We start from the raw sequence: 20,370 nt of genomic DNA on the forward strand, positions 1-20,370 counted from the left end.
TATTTAACATAGTCACAATATTTGTGCCAAAAAAGCAATATGAGCAAAAAACTTACTAGTAGGGCAGAAGATTATTCAAAATGGTATAACGAACTGGTTGTCAAGGCAGATTTAGCAGAGAACTCTGCAGTAAGAGGTTGTATGGTAATTAAACCCTATGGGTATGCGATATGGGAGAAAATGCAAGCAGAATTAGATAAAATGTTTAAAGAAACAGGACATCAAAATGCATATTTTCCACTGTTTGTTCCTAAAAGTCTGTTTGAAGCTGAAGAAAAAAATGCTGAAGGATTTGCAAAAGAGTGTGCAGTTGTTACACATTATAGGTTGCAGTCTGATCCTGATAGAGCGGGTAAATTACGTGTAGATCCCGAAGCAAAACTAGAAGAAGAATTAGTTGTTAGACCTACAAGTGAAGCTATTATTTGGAACACATATAGAAAATGGATTCAATCTTACAGAGATTTACCCATATTAATTAATCAATGGGCAAATGTTGTGCGTTGGGAAATGCGTACTCGCTTATTTTTACGTACAGCTGAATTTTTGTGGCAAGAAGGCCACACAGCACATGCTACAAAAGCAGAAGCTATTGAAGAGACTAAATTAATGAATGGTATATATGCAAAATTTGTGGAGAATTTTATGGCTATACCTGTTATACAAGGTGTGAAATCTGAAAGCGAGCGTTTTGCAGGTGCTGAAGATACTTATTGTATTGAAGCATTAATGCAAGACGGTAAGGCATTACAGGCCGGAACATCTCATTTTTTAGGTCAGAATTTTGCAAAAGCATTTGATGTTAAATATGCTAATAAAGAAGGGAAGCAAGATTATGTTTGGGCAACTTCTTGGGGCGTTTCCACACGTTTGATGGGTGCATTAATAATGACACATAGTGATGATAATGGTTTAGTATTACCGCCAAATTTGGCACCATACCAAGTAGTTATTGTACCTATATATAAGAATGATGAGCAGTTTGAGGCTATTAGTAAAGTAGCTAATGATATTATAGGTGATTTAAGAGATAGAAATATTTCTGTAAAATTTGATAAACGTGACACATTGAGACCTGGTGCAAAATTTGCACAACACGAATTACAAGGAGTACCCGTGAGAATTGCAATTGGACCAAAAGATTTAGAAAATGAAACTGTTGAAGTAGCTAGAAGAGATACATTAAGTAAAGAAGTAGTAATTTTAGATAGAGTGAGTGTTGTAATAGAAAACTTGCTAAAAGATATACAAACATCACTATATAAAAAGGCGCTTAGTTTTAGAGAAGAACATATTACACCTGTAGATACGTTTGATACATTTAAAGATACGTTAGAGCGTAAGGGCGGATTTATCTCTGCACATTGGGATGGCACTATTGAGACAGAAGATAAAATAAAAGAGTTAACAAAAGCTACAATACGCTGTATACCGTTGGATGCTAGAGAAGAAGAAGGTGTTTGTGTGTATTCGGGAAAGCCCTCTAGCAAGCGTGTTTTATTTGCAAAAGCATATTAGATTAATTTTTTTTTAAAAAAGTTTAATCTACAGTTGCAACATTTAAAAATAGTTGTATTTTTGCATCCGCAATGGAAACGTTGTAGGTTCATTTAAATAATAAAATAACCAAATGGCCCGTTCGTCTATCGGCTAGGACGCCAGGTTTTCATCCTGGTAAGAGGGGTTCGATTCCCCTACGGGCTACAATTTTTAATAAGAAAAAAACAAAATGGCAAATCATAAGTCAGCTTTAAAAAGAATAAGAAGTAACGAGAAAAGACGTGTGTTAAATAAGTACCAACACAAAACAACTCGTAACGCTATAAAAAAATTACGTGAACTATCTGATAAGAAAGAAGCAGAAGCTATGTTTCCTTCAATCGTTTCTATGTTAGATAAATTAGCTAAAAAGAATATTATACATGCTAATAAAGCTGCAAATGTAAAATCTGGTTTAGCGAAACACATTCAAGCATTATAGTAAATTATAATTTACAAATACTATAAAAAAACCACTCTTTAGGAGTGGTTTTTTTATAGCATATATTTTAATTTTCCTAAATAATGTTATAGTTTAAAGATATCATTTTTTCTGGCGATTCTAAATCCTTCATCTAAAATATGTTTAGTTTCTTTACTTTCAGGATTTAGTAATGGATTAGTATGATTAAAATGAATGAAAATCACTTTGTTTTTCTCTTCTTTTCTTAGCGTTTTGAATTTTTCAATACTTTCTATAACAAATGGATGTGGAATTTCACTAATGTCTCTATTGTTAATTTCTTCGTTATTGTAAAACGTCGCATCCAAAAAAGCATAGTCTACTTTTTTTATTTCTTCTAGAATATTTTTATTCCATTTTTCCCATTTGTCAATATCTGGAATAAATAAAGCACTTTTATTTGGCCCTTCAATTTTGTAACCAACAGTTTCAGACAACTCATCTCTATGAGGTACTAAAACTGGAATTACTGTAATAGTATTAGATAGTACTATTTGCTCTTCGTTTTTAAGTGTATTTAGTACAATGTTTTTGTTTTTTACTAGCAAATTCCAAGGTGCATTATTTTCAAGAAACACATTCATTTTAGGCATGCCATACACTAAAATTTTAGTTGCATTTGTAGCTTCTTTACCTAAATACATCAAACCTGTGTAATGCCCTATATGTGCATGTGTTAAAAAAATACCGTCTACTAATTGATTTGTATTCTGATTATCAAGTTGGGTAAGTGTTTTTATTTGAGAACCAATATCAGGCGTAGCCTCAAATAAATAGGTTTTATGATTTTTAGCATCGATAAGGCCTAACGAAACTACATTTCTGTTTACGGTTGAATTATTAAATAAACCAATGCAGCATTTTTTTTTACAACCAATTTGAGGAGCACCAGCATCTTGTGTGGTTCCTAGAACTATAAGTGATGTCTCATTTACGCTTGTATTCTCTGTAGTATCGATAGAAACTATTTTTTTACTAGATACATTGTTATTGCAAGCCAGAATAAATAGAACTAAACTTAATAATATAAAGTGTGTTTTCATTTTACTTACTAAATCTATGTAACGTAAATACCATTGCTGAAAGTAATATAAATGCACCAACTTGATGTGCAACACCTAGCCAAACAGGAACTTGTAATATTATAGTAAGTACACCTAATAGAAATTGTATAAATACCATGCCTAAAAGTACAGCAATACCTATAACTTGATTTTTAGTGAGTATAAGTTGTTTGCTTTTTCTCCAAATAATAATAACCATGAGTACAACAACGTACGCTAAAATTCTATGCACAAACTGTACGCCACTTTTACCTTCAATAAAGTTTTTATAAATAGGCGTTTGTTCAATATATACAGTTTCGTGCATAAATTTGCCTTCACTCATCATAGGCCAGTGGTTGTGTATCCACCCAGCATCTAAGCCAGCAACAAAAGCACCATATATAATTTGAATTAGTAATACCACTAAGCCAACCCGAACTAAATTTCTAAAACTTTTTGAGATATCTTTCTTTTTAGGATAAATCAAGTCTAATGCTACCCAAAAGGTATAAGCAAAAGTTAAGAATGCTGTGGTTAAGTGTGCAGCTAGCCTGAAATGACTTACATCTGGTCTGTCTACCAATCCGCTTTTTACCATATACCATCCTAAAAATCCTTGAAAACTACCCATTATTAATAGGGTAAAGGATTTTTTAATCGTAGGTTTAGAGAGTTGTTTAGTAATTAAAAAATATAAAAACGGAATTATAAATACCAAACCAATTAGTCGTCCTAAAACACGATGAAACCACTCCCAGAAGTAGATGTCTTTAAAATCTTCTAAACTAAAATGATTGTTTAGCTTTTGGTATTCAGGGTACTCCTTATACAAATCAAAAGCTTCTTGCCATTCTAAATCGTTCATAGGTGGAATGGTGCCAGAGATTAATTTATAATTAGAAATTGAGAGACCAGAATGCGTTAATCGGGTAATACCACCAACAATCACCATAATAAATATGAGGATACATCCAGTTAATAACCAGTAAATTACACGTTTATTATCCTTTTTCATAATTCAATTTTTTTTCAAAACAAATACTATTATTTATAGTCTTTAAAATTTACAGCTTTTTTTAAATATATGTAATGTAATCATTTAAATAAAATTCATTAACCCGTTGTGCATTTGGAAAAATTCTGTCAATTCGAGTGAATTTCACGATTGAAATGAGTGAAATTTGTATCGAGAATAAGAATTTTTAATATGAATTGGTTCTCGATACTATTTTTTTATCAAAAAAATCACTCGAACTGACATTGCACTGTTTATTTCAACTCAAAATGCACAATGGGTTTCATTAATACTTTTTTAAAGAGTAACTTAAATGAAATACTAGATTGGCAAAGATTAAGTTTTAGAATCTGCACATAGTAATCTTAATATTAAGCGTTTAACTTTAACCCTAGCTGCTCTCCTTTTTTAAGCATCAAGTTGTAAGCAGCAGCATGTTCATTAGGTATTTCTCCTTCTAAAATGGCTTCTTTTATTGCTTCTTTTATGATACCTATTTCTCGTGATGGTTTTAAATTGAAGGTTTCCATAATTTCAGCTCCTGATACAGGAGGTTGAAAATTTCGTACTTGGTCGCGCTCTTCAACTTCAATTATTTTATCACGAACAATCTTAAAATTGTTATGATATTTATTAAATTTTCTTGGGTTTTTAGTGGTAATATCAGCCTCACAAAGCGTCATTAAATCTTCTACATAATCGCCAGCATCAAATACTAAGCGTCTCACAGCAGAATCTGTTACCATATCTTGGGCCAAAACAATTGGGCGAGAACTCATAAACACCATTTTTTGAACAAATTTCATTTTATCATTCAATGGCATTTTTAAACGTTTAAATAAATGGTATACCATTTTAGAACCTTCAAATTCATGCCCATGAAACGTCCAGCCTACTTTTTTACTAAAGCGTTTGGTTGGTGCTTTACCAATATCATGTAACAGTGCAGCCCAACGCAACCATAAATCATCAGTATGTTTTGCAATATTATCTACAACTTCCAGGGTGTGGTAAAAATTATCTTTATGGCGTTGTCCTTCAATTTCATCTATACCTTTAAGTGCTGTTAATTCTGGTAAAATGTGTTTTAATACTCCTGTTTTTTCTAATAGTAAAAAGCCAATTGATGGTGTTTTGCTTTCTAGTATTTTATGAAGCTCTACAACAATACGCTCATTTGTTATAATTTTAATGCGTTCAGCATTCCTAGTAATGGCGTTTAAACTTTCTGTTTCAATTTTAAAATTTAATTGTGTTGCAAACCTAATAGCACGCATCATTCGTAAAGGGTCATCACTATAAGTAATATCAGGGTCTAATGGTGTTCTAATTATTTTGTCTTTTAAATCTTGTATCCCGTTAAATGGATCTAGTATATCGCCAAAATTAGCTTCAGATAAATTAATAGCTAATGCATTTATAGTAAAATCCCGTCGGTTTTGGTCATCTTGCAAAGTACCATGTTCAACCACTGGGTTTCTACTATCTTTTGCGTAAGATTCTTTTCTTGCTCCCACAAATTCAATTTCAATATCATTGTGGCGTAACATTGCAGTACCGTAAGTTTTAAATACTTGTACTTTTGGTGTGTTAGGTAAGTTTTTAGCAACCTGTTTAGCTAATGCAATACCACTACCAATGGCAACAATATCAATATCTTTTGCATCACCGCGTTTTAATAAATAATCACGAACAAATCCGCCAATAACATAGCTGTCTAAATTAAGCTGATTTGCTGATTTAGAGATTACTTTAAATATATTGTTTTTTATAGCCTCTTTATAGTTCATGAATAAAAATAAAAATGCAACTTGATAAAAATTAAGCGATCTATTTTCGTAAAATCTTCACAATATTACTGTTGCTTATTTGAATTATTGCAGCATGTATTTTGCAAATTTTTTCTTTTTGCAAATTTACGACATACGCTACATCTTTTAAAATAGCTGGCACTATTTCTTTAAAGGATTTTGGTATAGTTTCTCCCTCAATATGAGCTAGCGTTGTTGCCAAAGCCCCGTTTAATCGTCTTGATAGTTGGTAGCAAAAGTCATCATCAGGAATTCGTATGGCTATGGTATTATCTTTTGCTATTAAATTTGTAGCTAAATTTTGTGGAGCTTCATAAATTAAAGTAGTGGGTATATCTGTGATTTCTAATATGCTTTGAGCGGCTAAAGGTATTTGTTTTACATACTTATTTAACATGCGATCATCGGCAACAAAACACGTAATATTTCTTTGGCTTTTACTTTGTTTTATTGCGAATAATTTTTCAACAGCTTTGTTATTAGTGGCATCACATGCGATACTCCAATACGTATCTGTAGGTAGTATAATAAGACCTCCGTTTTTTAGAGTAGTAACTGCATTTTTTACTTCAGCATGTATATTAGGCATCTTTTAAAACAGATTTATAAATTTTTACGGTTTCACGTGCCATATTTTCAGTGGTAAATTGCGCTAAAAGTATCTTATAACTTTTTGAAATAAATTGTGCTTTAAGGTTTGTAGAATTATTAAGTTTTAGAAGGTGTGCTGTTAACGTATCAGCATCATGAATTGGTGCTAAAAAACCATTAACTTCATGAGTGATAAGTTCTGAAATACCACCAACATCTGTACTTACAATAGGTGTTTTATGATACATAGATTCATAAATAAATTGTGGTAAGCCTTCACTTTGAGAGGTCATTAACGCTATATCAAATTGCGGAATAAAGTTGGAGGCCTGTGGTGTATATCCCATAAAAATAAGATGCTCTTGTAAATTTAGTTGGTTAACTTTTACTTTTAATGCATCGGTTCGTTCGCTAAATGTCCCTATTTGTATAAAGATAAAATTGGTGTGTTTTTCAATATTAATAATTCTATCCACCACATTAATAAACGTTTCTAAATGTTTTGCTTTAATATGATTACCTATGTGTCCAACAATAGTTTTATGGTTTGGTATATTATATTTTTTTCTAATTAAAAAAGGTGTTTTGGTACTTTTAGTTTTTAAGTTAGTACCATGGTATACCGTAAGAAGTTTGTTTTTATCTACAATAGCTTTTTTCGCAACGTTTTTAGTTTCATTTGAAACACATAGTATTTTTTTAATTTTTGAGTAATTATATTTAAATAATGTTTTTTTTCTATCCTTAATAGGGAACGATGTTTTTTTACTTAAAACAAAAGGCGGTAAATTGTATATTTTATCTGCTATTATTGTTAATTGTAGAGCGCTTGGGTCGTGAATATGAATTAAACTTATCTGGTGTTTTTTACATATTTTACCAAGCTTAAATACATATCGTAAATCTATTTTTATTCTTAGCGGTGCAGTTATGTATTGTATTTTTGTTTTAGAAAGACGCTCCTTAAAAGGTGAATCTTCAACACATAAAACAGTGTTTTTTATTTCAGGATTAGAAGTTAATAATTCACTACATAAATTTTCTATGTGGTATTCGCCACCGCCCCAATTTGTTACTGCCGATACGTGTAAAATATGCATTAAGTTTTCTTTCTAATCGTCCAATTAACGATGTAATCAAAAGTACATTAAGCATATTGATTACACAAATTATATAATATGATGTCACACCATTTCACTCCATTTTATTTAAATATATTTGCATATAAGCTTGCGCTATATAAATGTGTTTTAAATGAAAACAACCTTAGTTGTACATCCTAACAAAAAACCACTAACAGATAAAGTTAGCGATGCTATTATCAACTTTGATAGTTACACTAAAGTGCTTGGAGATGCCGAACGTAATGTGATTAAAAATGTGGATATTAATGGTGAAATTTATACAATTAAATCGTTTAAAATCCCGAATCTTATAAATAAAGTAGCTTACAAATTTTTTAGAAAGTCTAAAGCAGAACGCTCGTACATGTATGCAAATAAATTATTGGATTTAGGAGTTAAAACACCAGCACCAATTGCATATCAAAAGCAAACTACGCCTTTTGCGTTTAAAAGGAGTTTTTATATTAGTGAATTTGTAGATTGTGATTTGACTTATAGAGAGTTAACTACAGATTTTGAAATTGAAGACTATGATGCTATTTTGCGCGCATTTACCAGATTTACGTATGATTTACATGAAAAAGGTGTTCATTTTTTAGACCACTCGCCTGGAAATACATTAATATGTAGAAAAGAAAATACTTATAATTTTTATCTGGTAGATTTAAACCGAATGAATTTTGGTGTATTAAATTTTGAAACACGCATGAGGAATTTTTCAAAATTAACTATTCATAAGTCTATGATAAAAGTTATGGCTAACGAATATGCAAAATGTACAGGATACGATGAGGACAAAATTTTTAATGCTATTTGGAATTACACAAAAGCATTTCAGGATAAATTTTATAGAAAAATAAGAATTAAAAAGCGTATTTTCTTTTGGAAGAAAAAATATAAGAATAGAGTTTCAGAATCGCCAATTAAATAAACATGGGAGAACAACTTTACTTCGCAATAGTCCATAAATGGAAATATGTAATAGCGATTTTAAAATCAAAATTTTATAGTTCGCCAGAGTCTATTAAAAAATTGATTTACGTAGCTAGAGAAAAAGATAAAGATTGGATTTTTGGTGCAAAAGTAAGACGGCTATCTCGATATTCTTCTTTAGATGCAGATACACATTATCATGATAAACTGCGAAACCTTCCCGAGGCCGATGGTTATTTTTTTATTTATCAAAATTATTTTTGCAGATGTATAAGAAGTACACCTAGTATACTAAAAAAGAAGAATGTTGTAATGTTTACACACCCAAATTGGTCTAAAAAATACTCTAAAACACATGTGGTTTGGTGTTTAAATAAGGCTGATACTATTATTTGTTTAAATTCTGATGTCAAAAAATATCTAATTGAATGTGGTGTAAGACGAGATATACTTGAGGTGCTACACATTGGTACGTCATCACAAACATTTTATAGTCATAAACGCGGAAATGGCGATGTTGGCTTTTGCTCTAATTTTGGGATACGTAAAAACCCCGATTTAGTTTTAGATATTATTAAAAACATGCCAAATATAGATTTTCATTTAATTGGAAGAAATTGGGAAAACTACGATAGATATAATGAGCTAAAAGTTTTGCCTAATTTTATATACCATAATGATGTACCTTATGAGTCTTATCCAGATTTATATAATAAATTAGATGTTTTTATTTCTCCATCACTTTTAGAAGGCGGTCCTGTGCCTATTCTTGAAGCAATGATGTCTAATTGTGTGCCAGTTGCTTCAAAAACTGGTTTTGCACCAGATTTAATTCAACATGAAAAAAACGGGTATTTGTTTGACCTTGATGCTACTTATAAGGATGTTATGCCATTAATTGAAAAAGCATTTAAAAATACAATTGATACACGGCAATACGTAATGCCTTATACTTGGGAAAACTGCTCAAAAACTATAGATGGTTATTTTTTAGGTTGATGTTGCCGCTGTAGCTCTAATAATTTAGTATATTTTAAAAACGTAATATTTGCAGTTTGCGCACATATTACAAAGCCGTTAATACCATCTAAAAAACCTAACCTTAAAACATAAGCTTTAAAAAACGCCCAAGTTGGGTTACCTACTATTTTAATAAATGAGGCTGTTTTACCTTTATCAAAATAGGCCTTGGCGGCAATTGTAGAAAAATATTCGGTTTTATTGTTAAACTCAGAATAGGTTTGATACGTCCAATGTAAAATATCACCTTGTAAATGTCCAGTTTTTGATTTAGAATCTTTTAAAAGCACATTATCATGAGGGTTAATACCTTTCCATTCTGCTTTTCTTCTATCAAAAACTCTCAGCTTTTTATTGGGGTACCAATCCGAATGTTTGATCCATTGCCCACAAAAATTATTAAATCTGTTGCAAAAATAGCCATCAAACTCCCAATTCGATTTCAACGTAATTATAGATTTTTGTAGCGTTTCAGAAAGTGCTTCATCACCATCTAAAGAAACAATGTAGTTATGTTTAGCTTGTTTTAAGGCAAAATTCTTTTGTTCTATATAGCCTAAAAATGATTGTTCAATAAAGGTAACCTTGTATTTGCTACAAATAGCTTTTGTTTGGTCTGTTGAAAACGAATCTACCACCACTATTTCATCAACCACATTTACCAAAGATTTAAGGCATGCTTCAATGTTTCTTTCCTCGTTAAATGTTATGATAACACCAGACAGTTTAATCATATATATCATTAAATTTTGATAAAAATAGTTATTTTTGAAGCAATGAGCGCAATTGACATTTCAGTAATTATAAGTACCTATAATATGCCCGAATGGCTTGAGAAAGTATTATGGAGTTACCAATTTCAAACATTTAAAAACTTTGAAGTTATAATTGCCGACGACGGTTCTACGGATGATACTAGAATATTGATAGAAGCGATAAGTCTTAAACTTAATTACAATATTACCCATGTGTGGCAGCCCGATGCAGGTTTTCAAAAAACAAAAATTTTAAATAAAGCCACTGTAGCAGCTAAAGCTGATTATTTAATTTATACAGATGGCGATTGCATTGCAAGAGCAGATTTTGTTGCAACACATATGAGTTTGAGAGCTAAAGGTTTTGCATTATCTGGAGGTTATTTTAAATTGACTAATAGTGTTTCTAATATTATAACTATTGCTATTATTTCGTCACAAAATTGTTTTAACACCAATTGGTTACTGCAACATGGGCAACCAAAAAGTTTTAAAATGAATAAATTAAGTACATCAAAATTAAGAACAAGGTTTTTAAATACATTTACAACCACCAAAGCAACTTTTGATGGCATGAATGTATCTGTTTGGAAAGAAGACGTTATAAAAGTGAATGGTTTTGATGAACGTATGCAATATGGAGGAGAAGATAGGGAACTAGGGGAGCGTTTGATGAATAACAATATTAAATTTAAACAAGTACGCTACAGTGCCATTTGTTTGCATTTATATCATGATAGGCCTTATAAAAATGATGATGCTTTTAAAAAAAACAAAGCTATACGAGCTACAACAAAAAAGTTAAAATCTACATTTACAAAATATGGTATTGTAAAACCTAAGGGGTAAACTCTTTTTTTGTTTTAGCAAGTGCAGATGCTATAACTTGATGCATATCATAGTATTTATATTCTGCTAGTCTACCTCCAAAAATCACATTATTTTCAGTTAAAGACAGTTGTTTATATTGTTGGTATTTCTGTTGGTTTTCAGTATTGTTTACTGGGTAATACGCCTCTTTCTCTGGTGTCCAAGTTTCGGGATATTCTTTGGTAACAACTGTATGCTTTTGCTTACCAAATTCAAAATGCTTGTGTTCTAAAATTCTTGTATATGGTACATTCGCATCATTATAATTAACCACAGCATTTCCTTGATAATTATCAATCTCTAAAACTTCATGCTCAAAACGTAAGGAGCGATATTCTAACTTACCAAATTTATAGTTGTAATACTCATCAATATTTCCTGTATACACTACAGTTTTTACTAAAGCTTCAAGTTCTCTTTTGTTTTTCAAAAAATCTACACCAGTTTTAGTTTCAATACCATCAAGTAGCCCCTTTGTTATAGTGTTGTAACCGCCATTGGGAATACCCTGGTATGTATCGTTAAAATAATTATTATCAAAAGTATATCTTACAGGAAGCCGTTTTATAATAAAAGCAGGCAGTTCAGTAGCCTTTTTGCCCCATTGTTTTTCGGTATATTCTTTAATTAACGTTTCATAAATATCTTTACCAATAAGCGATAGAGCTTGTTCTTCAAGATTTTTTGGGTTTTTAAATCCGTATTTTTCAATTTGTCCTTCAATAATATCTTTGGCAGCTTTAGGAGTTTGTACGCCCCATAGTTGATGAAACGTATTCATATTAAAAGGTAAATTATAAAGCTTACCTTTAGATAAAGATAGCGGAGAATTAATATAATTATTAAATGTTGTAAATTGGTTTACATACTCCCAAATAGCTTTATCATTAGTATGAAAAATATGTGCACCGTATTTATGTACATTGATACCATCTACATTTTCGCAATACACATTACCGCCTAAGTGCGCTCTTCTGTCAATTACTAAGCATGTTTTGCCTTTTTTTGTGGCTTCGTGTGCAAATACAGCACCAAATAATCCGGCACCAACAACTAAATAATCATACTTTTGCATACATTTATATTTTCAACAAAGCTAGGTATATATTTAGCTAAAAAAAAGATTTCATTTCAATGTATTACATTTCTAGAAATTATAAGTCATTGTTTAATGCTGCTGGAAAAGCAAAAACAGATTGTGAGTTTGTTTTTGAGAAATTAGGCTTTAAAAACTTAGGCTTTAAACAGTCTTCCATACCTAATTCAGCTATTGGCACTATTAAAAATTTCTTTGGAATTTTTATGGCTTTGTTAAGGTTGCCTAAAAAAAGTACTATTGTAACGCAATACCCTAATAATAAATTTAGAGGTATGATTTTATTTTTTTCAAAGATGAAAAGGTGTAAAATAATAACCTTAGTGCACGATGTTAGGATTTTAAAAGGAAGAACAAAAGATGTTGAGGCAGAACTTAATCAAATTATAACATCAGATGTTATTATAGTGCATAACCCTTCTATGAAACAATGGTTTTTAGAGCAAGGTGTAGTGATACCTATTATCGTTTTAGAAATTTTTGATTATGTTTCTGAGAAAAAACCAATGCAAAACTCCAATAGAATTTTAAATAACACCTATGATATTGCTTATGCTGGTGGTTTTGGTGATGGTAAAAATTCATATATTTTTGATTTTGATACGCTTGAAAATAGTAACTATAATTTACGATTGTACGGTATAGGATTTGATCCTAACAAGCGTAAAGTAGAGGAGGAGGCATCTGTAGTATATTACGAAGGTGTTTTTAAATCTGATGAAGTAGCGTATAAGATTGAATCGGATTTTGGACTGGTTTGGGATGGTATTTCTACAGAAACTTGTAGCGGAAATTATGGTGCTTATTTAAAGTTTAATAACCCACACAAAACATCGTTGTATTTATTATGTGGTTTGCCAATTATAATTTGGGATAAAGCAGCATTAGCTGGTTTTGTAAAAGAGAATAACATTGGTATAACTGTTTCTAATTTAAAAGATTTAAATACTATTTTAGATAATTTAAGTGATACAGCATACAAAGACATGAAACAAAATGTAGCAGACATTCAAACTAAAGTAATGAGTGGTTATTTTGTAGAAACTGCTGTTAAAAAGGCTTTAGACATCTTGGTGTAGATTAGCTAAAAATGTTTTTAGTTTTTTTGAAAATAAATTAGGACTAAATTGAGAATAATAATTTTCAATATTATGTTTTATATTCTTTATAGATGTATTTTCAAAAATTTCAGGCTTAAATTCATTTAAATGAACTGATATATTTTTGGTTTCATCTTCAAAAATTTTCCACGTGTTTTTATCAATCCAAGGCGAAAATATTGCAAACGTTGGTATGTTTATTGCTTTAGCCATATTTATAGCACCCCCTTCGTTTCCTATAAGTGCTGTACAGTGATAGGTAATAGCAATAAACTCTCTCAAGCTTTTTCCAAAAATATTTAAGTGAATGTGTTTTTGAGTATCTGGTTTACAAAGGTTGTAAATAGCTGTAGCTTGCTCTATCTGTTTAGGGATGTAATTAAATAAAATATTACCACCGGTTGATGTAACAATAGTATCTATTACCGATGCCATATATTTAAAAGGGTATGTTTTGGTATCACCACTACCTAAAACACTAATCATATATAATGGTTTAGAAGTGTTTAATTCAAAATTAATTAATAAGTTTTTAGCGTTTTTTATTTCCTCTGGAGTAAGGTAAATTTTAGGCTTAACGTTAGGAATGGTTTTGCAAATAGGTTCTAACAGTTGTAATCTATTTTCAATAGCTAAACCTTGATTGTTTTTTGAAATTTTATGACGTTTAACAGGATGAGAGTAAAACTGTTGTGTATACCATTTATAATAGCCAATACGTGTTTTAGCTTTTGAAAACAGTGTTATAAAATTACTCGACCATTTTCCATACACATCAATTACAATATCATATTTTTCGTTTTTAATGGTTTTTAAAAAATTATAAAACTGTAGTGGGTTTTTATCTATAGTAGGCGTAATGTGTATAACCTTGTCAATATTAGGATAGTGTTTTATAATAGGTAAAGTAGGAGTATTAACTAAATAGTGAAGCTCATCATCAGGATAATTTTTTCTTAAAGCAGAAAAAATAATGGTAGATGTTAATACATCACCAATCATCTTTTGCTGAATGACTAAAATCTTCATAAGCTTCAAAATACAAACAAAAAATTCCAAATTCCAATTAAAATGTTTTTGGAATTTGGAATTTAATTATCGTTATTTAATTTATACTGCTACACTATGCTCTCTAAGCGCATCGTTAAGCGAAGTTTTCTTATTTGTACTTTCTTTACGTTTTCCTATAATAAGTGCACAAGGTACGTTGTAACTTCCAGAAGGAAATTGTTTTGCATAACTACCAGGAATTACTACTGATCTTGCAGGTACAATACCTTTATACTCTTTAGGTTTGTTTCCAGTAACATCAATAATTTTAGTACTCATAGTTAGTACAACTCCAGCGCCTAAAACAGCTTCAGTTTCTACTTTTACACCTTCAACAACAATACAACGCGACCCAATAAAAGCATTATCTTCTATAATAACAGGTGCTGCTTGTAAAGGTTCTAAAACACCGCCTATACCAACACCGCCAGATAAATGCACATTTTTACCAATTTGCGCACAACTACCAACAGTAGCCCAAGTATCAACCATTGTACCTTCATCTACATATGCGCCAATATTTACATAACTTGGCATTAAGATAGTACCTGGAGAAATGTAAGCACCATGTCTTGCTACAGCATTAGGTACAACACGAATACCTCTTTCAGCAAAATTGCGTTTTAATGGAATTTTATCATGGTACTCAAAAATACCAGCCTCTAAAGTTTCCATTTTTTGAATAGGGAAATATAAAACTACAGCTTTTTTTACCCATTCGTTTACTTGCCAACCACCTTCAATAGGTTGAGCAACTCGTAATTCACCTTTATCTAATAGATCTACTACATGTCTAATAGCATCAGTTGTTTTGGTTTCCTGTAAAAGGTCTCGGTTATCCCAAGCACTTTCTATAATTTGTTGTAATTCTGTCATTAGTATCAATATTTTGGGCAAATATACTATGTAATAGCTAAAATAGTGGTGTGTTTTATCTTGAAATATTTTAAATGTTATAGTGAAATACTATTAGAATTTTAAATTTTTAGGGTATGTTTTATGTGTTAGTACTTCTAAAAATACTGATGAACTGTATTTGCTATGTATTTTGACGTTGATTATTGTATTACAGCGTTTATTACTACGTTTAAACTGTTTATCGTCAAAATTATACCGTTTTTCTAATAATCGAAAATTCAATAGTGTACAACTAATATATTGCATTTGAGCAATGTAGCACATGTATCTTTGAAGTGTTGAAACAAATGAAACAACACAAATCATGAAAACAAATTTTTACATCTTATTTATCTTATTACTTTCTTTTTCGGCCATAGGCGCTCAAAATGAGATTAAGACTGATGGTGTAGACGCTAAAATTACTGTTTCTGAAGTTAAAGAGGCTAAAGTAATTATAGATACCGTAACAATAAAAGAGACTATTGCTAAAAGTAGTAGTGATATTAGAATTTTCTTAAATAGAGAAAGAAAAGTTGATAACATCAAATTAGTATTTCCTAAACTTAACAGTAGAAAATTATCATAAATTTTAAAAGTATTCAAATTTAATTATAAGGTTAAATAAAAAAGACTGTCTGTTAGGGCAGTCTTTTTTTAGTTTAATAAACTACTTTTGTACAAAAAAAAGTAATGCCCAGAATTTTAGCAATAGATTATGGTAAGATTAGAACAGGAATTGCAGTAACTGACGAATTGCAGATAATTGCTTCTGGGTTAACAACTGTAGCAACAAGCGATTTAATTTCCTTTTTAAAAGAGTACACTTCAAAAGAACGTGTTGAATTATTTTTAGTTGGAGAACCCAAACAAATGGATAATTCGCCATCTGAAAGCGAAGTATTGATTATTGCCTTTCTAAAAAAGCTTTCAAAAGTTTTTCCTAAAATGCCTGTAACTAGAGTTGACGAGCGCTTTACATCTAAAATGGCGTTTCAAACTATGATAGACAGTGGTTTAAAAAAGAAACAACGAAAAAATAAAGCACTAGTAGATGAAATTAGTGCCACATTAATACTTCAAAGCTATCTATATTCTCAATAGATTTTTTCTCCAATAGATTAATTTACACTACAAGAATTGTATTTTTGCAAAAAATAATCCTAATAAATGATTTTACCAATTGTGGCATATGGCGATCCAGTTTTAAAAAAGGTTGGAGAAGATATAACAAAAGAGTATCCTAAATTAGATACCTTGCTAGAGAACATGTTTGAAACGATGTACAATGCCATGGGTGTTGGTTTGGCGGCACCTCAAATTGGGATACCCATTAGATTATTTTTAGTAGATACATCTCCATTTGCAGAAGATGATGTATTGTCAGAAGATGAAAGAGCTGCTTTAAAAGATTTTAAGCGTGTATTTATAAACGCTAAAATTATTGAAGAAGAAGGCGACGAGTGGGCTTTTAATGAAGGGTGTTTAAGTATACCAGATGTAAGAGAAGACGTTTTTAGAGCTCCAAAAATTACAATAGAGTATTATGATGAGAACTTTAAGAAGCATACCGAAACATTTGATGGTTTGATAGCTAGAGTAATACAGCATGAATATGATCATATTGAAGGTGTTTTGTTTACTGAAAAATTGTCAAGTTTCAAAAAAAGACTCATCAAAGGGAAGCTATTAAATATTTCAAAAGGGAAGATTAATGTAGATTATAGAATGCGTTTTCCAAATCAAAAAAAGAAGCGATAATTTTGTGATGCATCTTAAAAATATGATATTAGCACCTCTAAAAAAATAAAAAATTACTATGGGCTTAGAAAAAATATTATCCATTTCTGGAAAGCCAGGACTTTATAAATTAGTAACTCAAACACGAGGTGGGTTTGTTGCAGAATCTTTAATAGATGGCAAGCGTTTATCTATTAGCCTACAAAATAATGTTAGTGTTTTAAGTGAAATTGCTATTTACACATTAACAGAAGAAGTGCCTTTATACAAGGTATTAGATAAAATACGCGATAAAGAAAATAGCAAACTATGTAGTGTTAAGCCTAAGGATAGTAAAGATAAATTAGAGGAATATTTTTTTGATGTTTTACCTGATTATGACGAAGATAGGGTATATGTTAGCGACATAAAAAAGATAGTACAATGGTATAATTTATTACAGCAACATGACATGCTTAGTTTACTTGATGATAATTCATCTCAAGAAGAAGAAGAGTAAATAATTATCCTTCTGGTATTTTTTTGCAATATTTATGTAAGTAGTGCCAATTGTTTACGACAATATAAATTATAAAATCGTAAACTATGAAGTCCCTTTGGTTTTTTGAAGACACTAACCTTTTCAAAATTTTATGTCCGCACAAATTCAAAGCTTACAAGGAATGCCATAATTTTGATGCTTATAAAAAGCAGGATTATATTTATTTTGAGCAAGATTCAGCTAATAAAGTTTACCTTATAGAAAAAGGTAAGGTAAAAATAGGATACTACAATCAGCAAGGTACCGAAGTAGTTAAGGCTATACTTAGTCGTGGAGAATTATTTGGTGAAACTGCAATTTTTGGTGATGTTAAACGAGATGAGTTTGCTATGTCTATCGATAATACGACAAGTATTTGCCCGATAGGTGTAGACGCTATGCATGATTTAATGCGTGATAATCAAACATTTAGCTTAAAAGTTTATAAATTTATTGGTTTAAGACTTAAAAGATTAGAAAGACGACTTCAGCTTTTATTGTACAAGGACGCTAAAACTCGTTTGGAAGAGTTTTTACATGAATTGTGTACTGATTATGGTTACGATTGCGAGAAAACAGGAGATAAAATCATTCAACATCCTTATACACAAAAAGATATAGCATCTTTAATTGGTACTTCTAGGCCAACTTTAAATATATTATTAAACGAATTAAAAGAAGATAATATAATAGCGTTTAATAGGAAAGAAATAAGAATATATAGTCAACCTGCATAAACGTTTAGCCTAAATATTTTAGGCTTACTATAAATAATTCATAAAAAAAGCATGATTTTAAATCATGCTTTTTTTATGAATTATAAACTTTAGTATAATTTTTTTATTTCATTAAGTTTAGACTTCCAAAGTTCCAGCTCTTTTTTGTGTTTGGCAATATTAGCGTTTACATCTTTAACTAAGGGGTTGTCGTCATTAACGTTGGTAAAAAATTGTAAGTTATTTTCTAACTGATTAATTTGTCCTTTAACCTCATCAATTTTTTTACGGATAAAAGAACGCTCATTATCTAAGCTTCTATTATTATCGTTATTGCTATTTAATGTCTCAAGCTTGGTTTCAAACTTTATCATTTCAGCTTCGTTTCTATCTATTTTTAGTTTTGAGAAAACTTCATCAATAGCTTTATTAAATTTACCTTCAACAAAGCGTTTATCATTAGGTACTTTTCCAATATTTTTCCATGTATTAACATGTGCTTTAATTGTAGCTAAATCTTTATCCTTATCGTTTGTAAGTTTTAGTGTTTTTAACTCATCAAGCACTTTTAGTTTTTTATTAAATGCTTCAATAAACTCTTTGTTAGCTTCATTTCTTTTAGAATGTACTTTATCAAAGTAAGTGTTACAGGCTGCTTTAAATTGCTTCCATATTTTATCGCTATCCTTTCTTGGAACATGACCTATCTTTTTCCAATCGCTTTGAATTTTCTTCATTAAAGGTGTAGTAACTTCAAAATCATCACTGTCTTTATTGTCTTCAGCTATTTTAACTAATTCTATTTTCTTTTGAAGATTTTGGTACTGTTCCTTCTTTAAATCTTTATAAAACGCATTCTTTTTTCTATTAAAACTTCTAACTACATCCTTAAACTTTGCCCATGTAGCTTCATTAACTTTAATAGGTACTTTACCGGCATTGAAAAATTTTTCTCTTAATGCTTCAACTTCTTTAATCTTCTTTTGCCACGTACTATGAGATTTTGATGTGTCTGCCGCTACTGCCTCTATAGCGGCAATTATTTCATGTTTTTTCTCAAGGTTTTTTTCATAAACCTTATCTATTTCTTTAAAATAAAGTTGCTTTTTCTCATTAATTACTTTGGTTGCAACTTTAAAACGTTCCCAAATTGTTTCGCGATGCTCTTTACCAACTGGACCCAGTTCTTCCTTCCACATTTTATGAAGCTCCTGTAACTCTCTAAAAGCTCGCATGGTATCGTCATCTTTAGCAAGCTCTTCAGCACGTTCAATAATCTTAGTTTTTTTCTCTAAGTTGTGCTTAAAATCTAAATCGCGTAGGTCTCTATTCAAATGTAAAAAATCATAGAATATTTCTACGTGATGGTGGTAGCTATTCCAAGCGTTATTATATCTATCCCGTGGTATTGGTCCTGTATTTCTCCAACGTTCTTGTAGTTCCTTAAAGTGTTTATAGGTTGAGTTTATATTCTCTTCAACATTAATTAGGCCTTTTAACTCTTCAATAATTTCAAGCTTATCTTTAAGATTTTGTTTAAGATTTTGCTCAATATTTTTGTAGTGGTCATTAAGTTTATTTCTATAGTCTCTGTATGCAGTTTTAAATCGTTTTTGTACAGGACTTGAGTAGTAGAAGTCTATTTCATTACCACCATCATTTATAAAATCTGCTTTTTTCTCATCAACTAAAGCATTAAATTTTGTGTTGAATTCATTTTTTATGGTATCAATATGACTTTTTATAGCCTGAACTTTTTCATTTTTTAAAAGTTTTTCAAGTTCTATAGTTAGAGCTTCTAAAGACATTTTATCGTACTCTCCAAATGCTATAGTATGTCGCTCTTTATTGCCTTCGTCTTCAGCATCTTCAGCGTTAGATTTTTCTATTTCATTTAAACCATCATCTTCAGTAGTAGTTGATAATTTTTCTGAAGAATCTGCTCCATCAGGTGTATCACTATTTTCTTCGGGAGTATTTATAGATGTATCATCAGTTTTAGGTTCTGATGTTTCTATATTTTCTTTTTTTCCATCTGCATTTTGCAGGTTATCTAGCTCAGACATTTTAATAAATGTTTAGTA

21 protein-coding genes and 1 tRNA gene are annotated in these 20,370 nt (G+C 30.5%); 12 read left to right on the plus strand and 10 right to left on the minus strand.

Going from position 1 to position 20,370, the window contains the following annotated elements:
- Nucleotides 1-39: 39 nt before the first annotated feature.
- From proS to rpsT, 3 genes are all read left to right on the plus strand, one after another.
- Entirely contained in the window at nucleotides 40-1,518 is a 1,479-nt protein-coding gene (proS, locus tag ACKGJY_RS09525) for a proline--tRNA ligase (RefSeq protein WP_413973648.1), read from the plus strand.
- A 114-nt stretch (nucleotides 1,519-1,632) separates the two neighbouring features.
- Nucleotides 1,633-1,704: transfer RNA gene (locus tag ACKGJY_RS09530), tRNA-Glu, on the plus strand.
- Between the two features lie 25 nt (nucleotides 1,705-1,729).
- Nucleotides 1,730-1,981, plus strand: coding sequence for a 30S ribosomal protein S20 (rpsT, locus tag ACKGJY_RS09535; protein ID WP_413973649.1), 252 nt, complete (start codon nucleotides 1,730-1,732; stop codon nucleotides 1,979-1,981).
- A gap of 86 nt (nucleotides 1,982-2,067) precedes the next feature.
- On the opposite strand, the gene ACKGJY_RS09540 is transcribed toward rpsT, so the two are convergent.
- The 5 genes from ACKGJY_RS09540 to ACKGJY_RS09560 all read right to left on the minus strand — a co-directional run bounded on the left by ACKGJY_RS09540 (nucleotide 2,068) and on the right by ACKGJY_RS09560 (nucleotide 7,565).
- A complete protein-coding gene (locus tag ACKGJY_RS09540; protein ID WP_413973650.1) occupies nucleotides 2,068-3,045 on the minus strand; it encodes an MBL fold metallo-hydrolase in 978 nt (325 codons plus the stop codon).
- 1 nt (nucleotide 3,046) lies between these two features.
- Nucleotides 3,047-4,063 (minus strand): COX15/CtaA family protein, encoded by a 1,017-nt coding sequence (locus tag ACKGJY_RS09545; RefSeq protein ID WP_413973651.1) that lies wholly within the window; start codon nucleotides 4,061-4,063, stop codon nucleotides 3,047-3,049.
- Nucleotides 4,064-4,434: 371 nt separating this feature from the next.
- Complete coding sequence (locus ACKGJY_RS09550; protein WP_413973652.1) at nucleotides 4,435-5,853, minus strand: CCA tRNA nucleotidyltransferase; 1,419 nt, start codon at nucleotides 5,851-5,853, stop codon at nucleotides 4,435-4,437.
- 40 nt (nucleotides 5,854-5,893) lie between these two features.
- Nucleotides 5,894-6,463 carry an L-threonylcarbamoyladenylate synthase gene (locus tag ACKGJY_RS09555; RefSeq protein ID WP_413973653.1) on the minus strand — a complete coding sequence of 190 codons (570 nt, stop codon included), beginning with the start codon at nucleotides 6,461-6,463 and terminating at the stop codon, nucleotides 5,894-5,896.
- Complete coding sequence (locus tag ACKGJY_RS09560; RefSeq protein ID WP_413973654.1) at nucleotides 6,456-7,565, minus strand: glycosyltransferase family 4 protein; 1,110 nt, start codon at nucleotides 7,563-7,565, stop codon at nucleotides 6,456-6,458. The genes ACKGJY_RS09555 and ACKGJY_RS09560 overlap by 8 nt, the downstream gene beginning before the upstream one ends.
- Nucleotides 7,566-7,719: 154 nt before the next feature.
- On the opposite strand from ACKGJY_RS09560, the gene ACKGJY_RS09565 reads away from it, so the two are divergent.
- Together ACKGJY_RS09565 and ACKGJY_RS09570 are read left to right on the plus strand one after the other, a co-directional pair.
- Nucleotides 7,720-8,520 carry a lipopolysaccharide kinase InaA family protein gene (locus tag ACKGJY_RS09565; protein WP_413973655.1) on the plus strand — a complete coding sequence of 267 codons (801 nt, stop codon included), beginning with the start codon at nucleotides 7,720-7,722 and terminating at the stop codon, nucleotides 8,518-8,520.
- Nucleotides 8,521-8,522: 2 nt separating this feature from the next.
- Entirely contained in the window at nucleotides 8,523-9,521 is a 999-nt protein-coding gene (locus ACKGJY_RS09570) for a glycosyltransferase family 4 protein (protein WP_413973656.1), read from the plus strand.
- Here the strand turns inward: ACKGJY_RS09570 and ACKGJY_RS09575 are convergent.
- Nucleotides 9,506-10,276 carry a glycosyltransferase family 2 protein gene (locus ACKGJY_RS09575; protein ID WP_413973657.1) on the minus strand — a complete coding sequence of 257 codons (771 nt, stop codon included), beginning with the start codon at nucleotides 10,274-10,276 and terminating at the stop codon, nucleotides 9,506-9,508. The genes ACKGJY_RS09570 and ACKGJY_RS09575 overlap by 16 nt on opposite strands.
- A 42-nt stretch (nucleotides 10,277-10,318) precedes the next feature.
- On the opposite strand from ACKGJY_RS09575, the gene ACKGJY_RS09580 reads away from it, so the two are divergent.
- A complete protein-coding gene (locus ACKGJY_RS09580) occupies nucleotides 10,319-11,146 on the plus strand; it encodes a glycosyltransferase family 2 protein (RefSeq protein ID WP_413973658.1) in 828 nt (275 codons plus the stop codon).
- On the opposite strand, the gene glf is transcribed toward ACKGJY_RS09580, so the two are convergent.
- Nucleotides 11,136-12,242, minus strand: a complete 1,107-nt coding sequence (glf, locus tag ACKGJY_RS09585) for a UDP-galactopyranose mutase (protein ID WP_413973659.1) — start codon at nucleotides 12,240-12,242, stop codon at nucleotides 11,136-11,138. The two genes, ACKGJY_RS09580 and glf, sit on opposite strands and share 11 nt — an antisense overlap.
- Before the next feature lie 59 nt (nucleotides 12,243-12,301).
- On the opposite strand from glf, the gene ACKGJY_RS09590 reads away from it, so the two are divergent.
- Nucleotides 12,302-13,342, plus strand: coding sequence for a beta-1,6-galactofuranosyltransferase (locus ACKGJY_RS09590; protein WP_413973660.1), 1,041 nt, complete (start codon nucleotides 12,302-12,304; stop codon nucleotides 13,340-13,342).
- On the opposite strand, the gene ACKGJY_RS09595 is transcribed toward ACKGJY_RS09590, so the two are convergent.
- Both ACKGJY_RS09595 and ACKGJY_RS09600 read right to left on the minus strand, forming a co-directional pair.
- On the minus strand, nucleotides 13,325-14,392 hold the full coding sequence (locus ACKGJY_RS09595) for a glycosyltransferase family 9 protein (protein WP_413973661.1): 1,068 nt from the start codon (nucleotides 14,390-14,392) through the stop codon (nucleotides 13,325-13,327). The two genes, ACKGJY_RS09590 and ACKGJY_RS09595, sit on opposite strands and share 18 nt — an antisense overlap.
- Before the next feature lie 81 nt (nucleotides 14,393-14,473).
- The gene (locus ACKGJY_RS09600) at nucleotides 14,474-15,289 is read right to left on the minus strand and encodes a 2,3,4,5-tetrahydropyridine-2,6-dicarboxylate N-succinyltransferase (RefSeq protein ID WP_413973662.1); all 816 of its coding nucleotides are present in this window, start codon (nucleotides 15,287-15,289) and stop codon (nucleotides 14,474-14,476) included.
- Between the two features lie 346 nt (nucleotides 15,290-15,635).
- Between ACKGJY_RS09600 and ACKGJY_RS09605 the strand changes: the two genes are divergently transcribed.
- The 5 genes from ACKGJY_RS09605 (at nucleotide 15,636) to ACKGJY_RS09625 (ending at nucleotide 18,307) form a co-directional block, all read left to right on the plus strand.
- Nucleotides 15,636-15,899: a hypothetical protein gene (locus ACKGJY_RS09605; protein ID WP_413973663.1), complete on the plus strand. Its 264-nt coding sequence runs from the start codon at nucleotides 15,636-15,638 to the stop codon at nucleotides 15,897-15,899.
- Nucleotides 15,900-16,003: 104 nt separating this feature from the next.
- Entirely contained in the window at nucleotides 16,004-16,414 is a 411-nt protein-coding gene (ruvX, locus tag ACKGJY_RS09610; protein WP_413973664.1) for a Holliday junction resolvase RuvX, read from the plus strand.
- Between the two features lie 66 nt (nucleotides 16,415-16,480).
- Entirely contained in the window at nucleotides 16,481-17,071 is a 591-nt protein-coding gene (gene def / locus ACKGJY_RS09615; RefSeq protein ID WP_413973665.1) for a peptide deformylase, read from the plus strand.
- 58 nt (nucleotides 17,072-17,129) lie between these two features.
- Nucleotides 17,130-17,549 (plus strand): DUF5606 domain-containing protein, encoded by a 420-nt coding sequence (locus ACKGJY_RS09620; RefSeq protein WP_413973666.1) that lies wholly within the window; start codon nucleotides 17,130-17,132, stop codon nucleotides 17,547-17,549.
- 86 nt (nucleotides 17,550-17,635) lie between these two features.
- Entirely contained in the window at nucleotides 17,636-18,307 is a 672-nt protein-coding gene (locus tag ACKGJY_RS09625; protein WP_413973667.1) for a Crp/Fnr family transcriptional regulator, read from the plus strand.
- Nucleotides 18,308-18,396: 89 nt separating this feature from the next.
- On the opposite strand, the gene ACKGJY_RS09630 is transcribed toward ACKGJY_RS09625, so the two are convergent.
- The gene (locus tag ACKGJY_RS09630) at nucleotides 18,397-20,352 is read right to left on the minus strand and encodes a DUF349 domain-containing protein (protein ID WP_413973668.1); all 1,956 of its coding nucleotides are present in this window, start codon (nucleotides 20,350-20,352) and stop codon (nucleotides 18,397-18,399) included.
- Nucleotides 20,353-20,370 lie beyond the last annotated feature (18 nt).

Source organism: Hyunsoonleella sp. 2307UL5-6, assembly GCF_047345485.1.
Taxonomy (GTDB): domain Bacteria; phylum Bacteroidota; class Bacteroidia; order Flavobacteriales; family Flavobacteriaceae; genus Jejuia.

Coding starts and splice junctions, on each gene's coding strand:
- proS (WP_413973648.1), top strand. CDS start 40: ATGAGCAAAAAACTTACTAGTAGGGCAGAAGATTATTCAAAATGGTAT.
- rpsT (WP_413973649.1), top strand. CDS start 1,730: ATGGCAAATCATAAGTCAGCTTTAAAAAGAATAAGAAGTAACGAGAAA.
- ACKGJY_RS09540 (WP_413973650.1), bottom strand. CDS start 3,045: ATGAAAACACACTTTATATTATTAAGTTTAGTTCTATTTATTCTGGCT.
- ACKGJY_RS09545 (WP_413973651.1), bottom strand. CDS start 4,063: ATGAAAAAGGATAATAAACGTGTAATTTACTGGTTATTAACTGGATGT.
- ACKGJY_RS09550 (WP_413973652.1), bottom strand. CDS start 5,853: ATGAACTATAAAGAGGCTATAAAAAACAATATATTTAAAGTAATCTCT.
- ACKGJY_RS09555 (WP_413973653.1), bottom strand. CDS start 6,463: ATGCCTAATATACATGCTGAAGTAAAAAATGCAGTTACTACTCTAAAA.
- ACKGJY_RS09560 (WP_413973654.1), bottom strand. CDS start 7,565: ATGCATATTTTACACGTATCGGCAGTAACAAATTGGGGCGGTGGCGAA.
- ACKGJY_RS09565 (WP_413973655.1), top strand. CDS start 7,720: ATGAAAACAACCTTAGTTGTACATCCTAACAAAAAACCACTAACAGAT.
- ACKGJY_RS09570 (WP_413973656.1), top strand. CDS start 8,523: ATGGGAGAACAACTTTACTTCGCAATAGTCCATAAATGGAAATATGTA.
- ACKGJY_RS09575 (WP_413973657.1), bottom strand. CDS start 10,276: ATGATTAAACTGTCTGGTGTTATCATAACATTTAACGAGGAAAGAAAC.
- ACKGJY_RS09580 (WP_413973658.1), top strand. CDS start 10,319: ATGAGCGCAATTGACATTTCAGTAATTATAAGTACCTATAATATGCCC.
- glf (WP_413973659.1), bottom strand. CDS start 12,242: ATGCAAAAGTATGATTATTTAGTTGTTGGTGCCGGATTATTTGGTGCT.
- ACKGJY_RS09590 (WP_413973660.1), top strand. CDS start 12,302: ATGTATTACATTTCTAGAAATTATAAGTCATTGTTTAATGCTGCTGGA.
- ACKGJY_RS09595 (WP_413973661.1), bottom strand. CDS start 14,392: ATGAAGATTTTAGTCATTCAGCAAAAGATGATTGGTGATGTATTAACA.
- ACKGJY_RS09600 (WP_413973662.1), bottom strand. CDS start 15,289: ATGACAGAATTACAACAAATTATAGAAAGTGCTTGGGATAACCGAGAC.
- ACKGJY_RS09605 (WP_413973663.1), top strand. CDS start 15,636: ATGAAAACAAATTTTTACATCTTATTTATCTTATTACTTTCTTTTTCG.
- ruvX (WP_413973664.1), top strand. CDS start 16,004: ATGCCCAGAATTTTAGCAATAGATTATGGTAAGATTAGAACAGGAATT.
- def (WP_413973665.1), top strand. CDS start 16,481: ATGATTTTACCAATTGTGGCATATGGCGATCCAGTTTTAAAAAAGGTT.
- ACKGJY_RS09620 (WP_413973666.1), top strand. CDS start 17,130: ATGGGCTTAGAAAAAATATTATCCATTTCTGGAAAGCCAGGACTTTAT.
- ACKGJY_RS09625 (WP_413973667.1), top strand. CDS start 17,636: ATGAAGTCCCTTTGGTTTTTTGAAGACACTAACCTTTTCAAAATTTTA.
- ACKGJY_RS09630 (WP_413973668.1), bottom strand. CDS start 20,352: ATGTCTGAGCTAGATAACCTGCAAAATGCAGATGGAAAAAAAGAAAAT.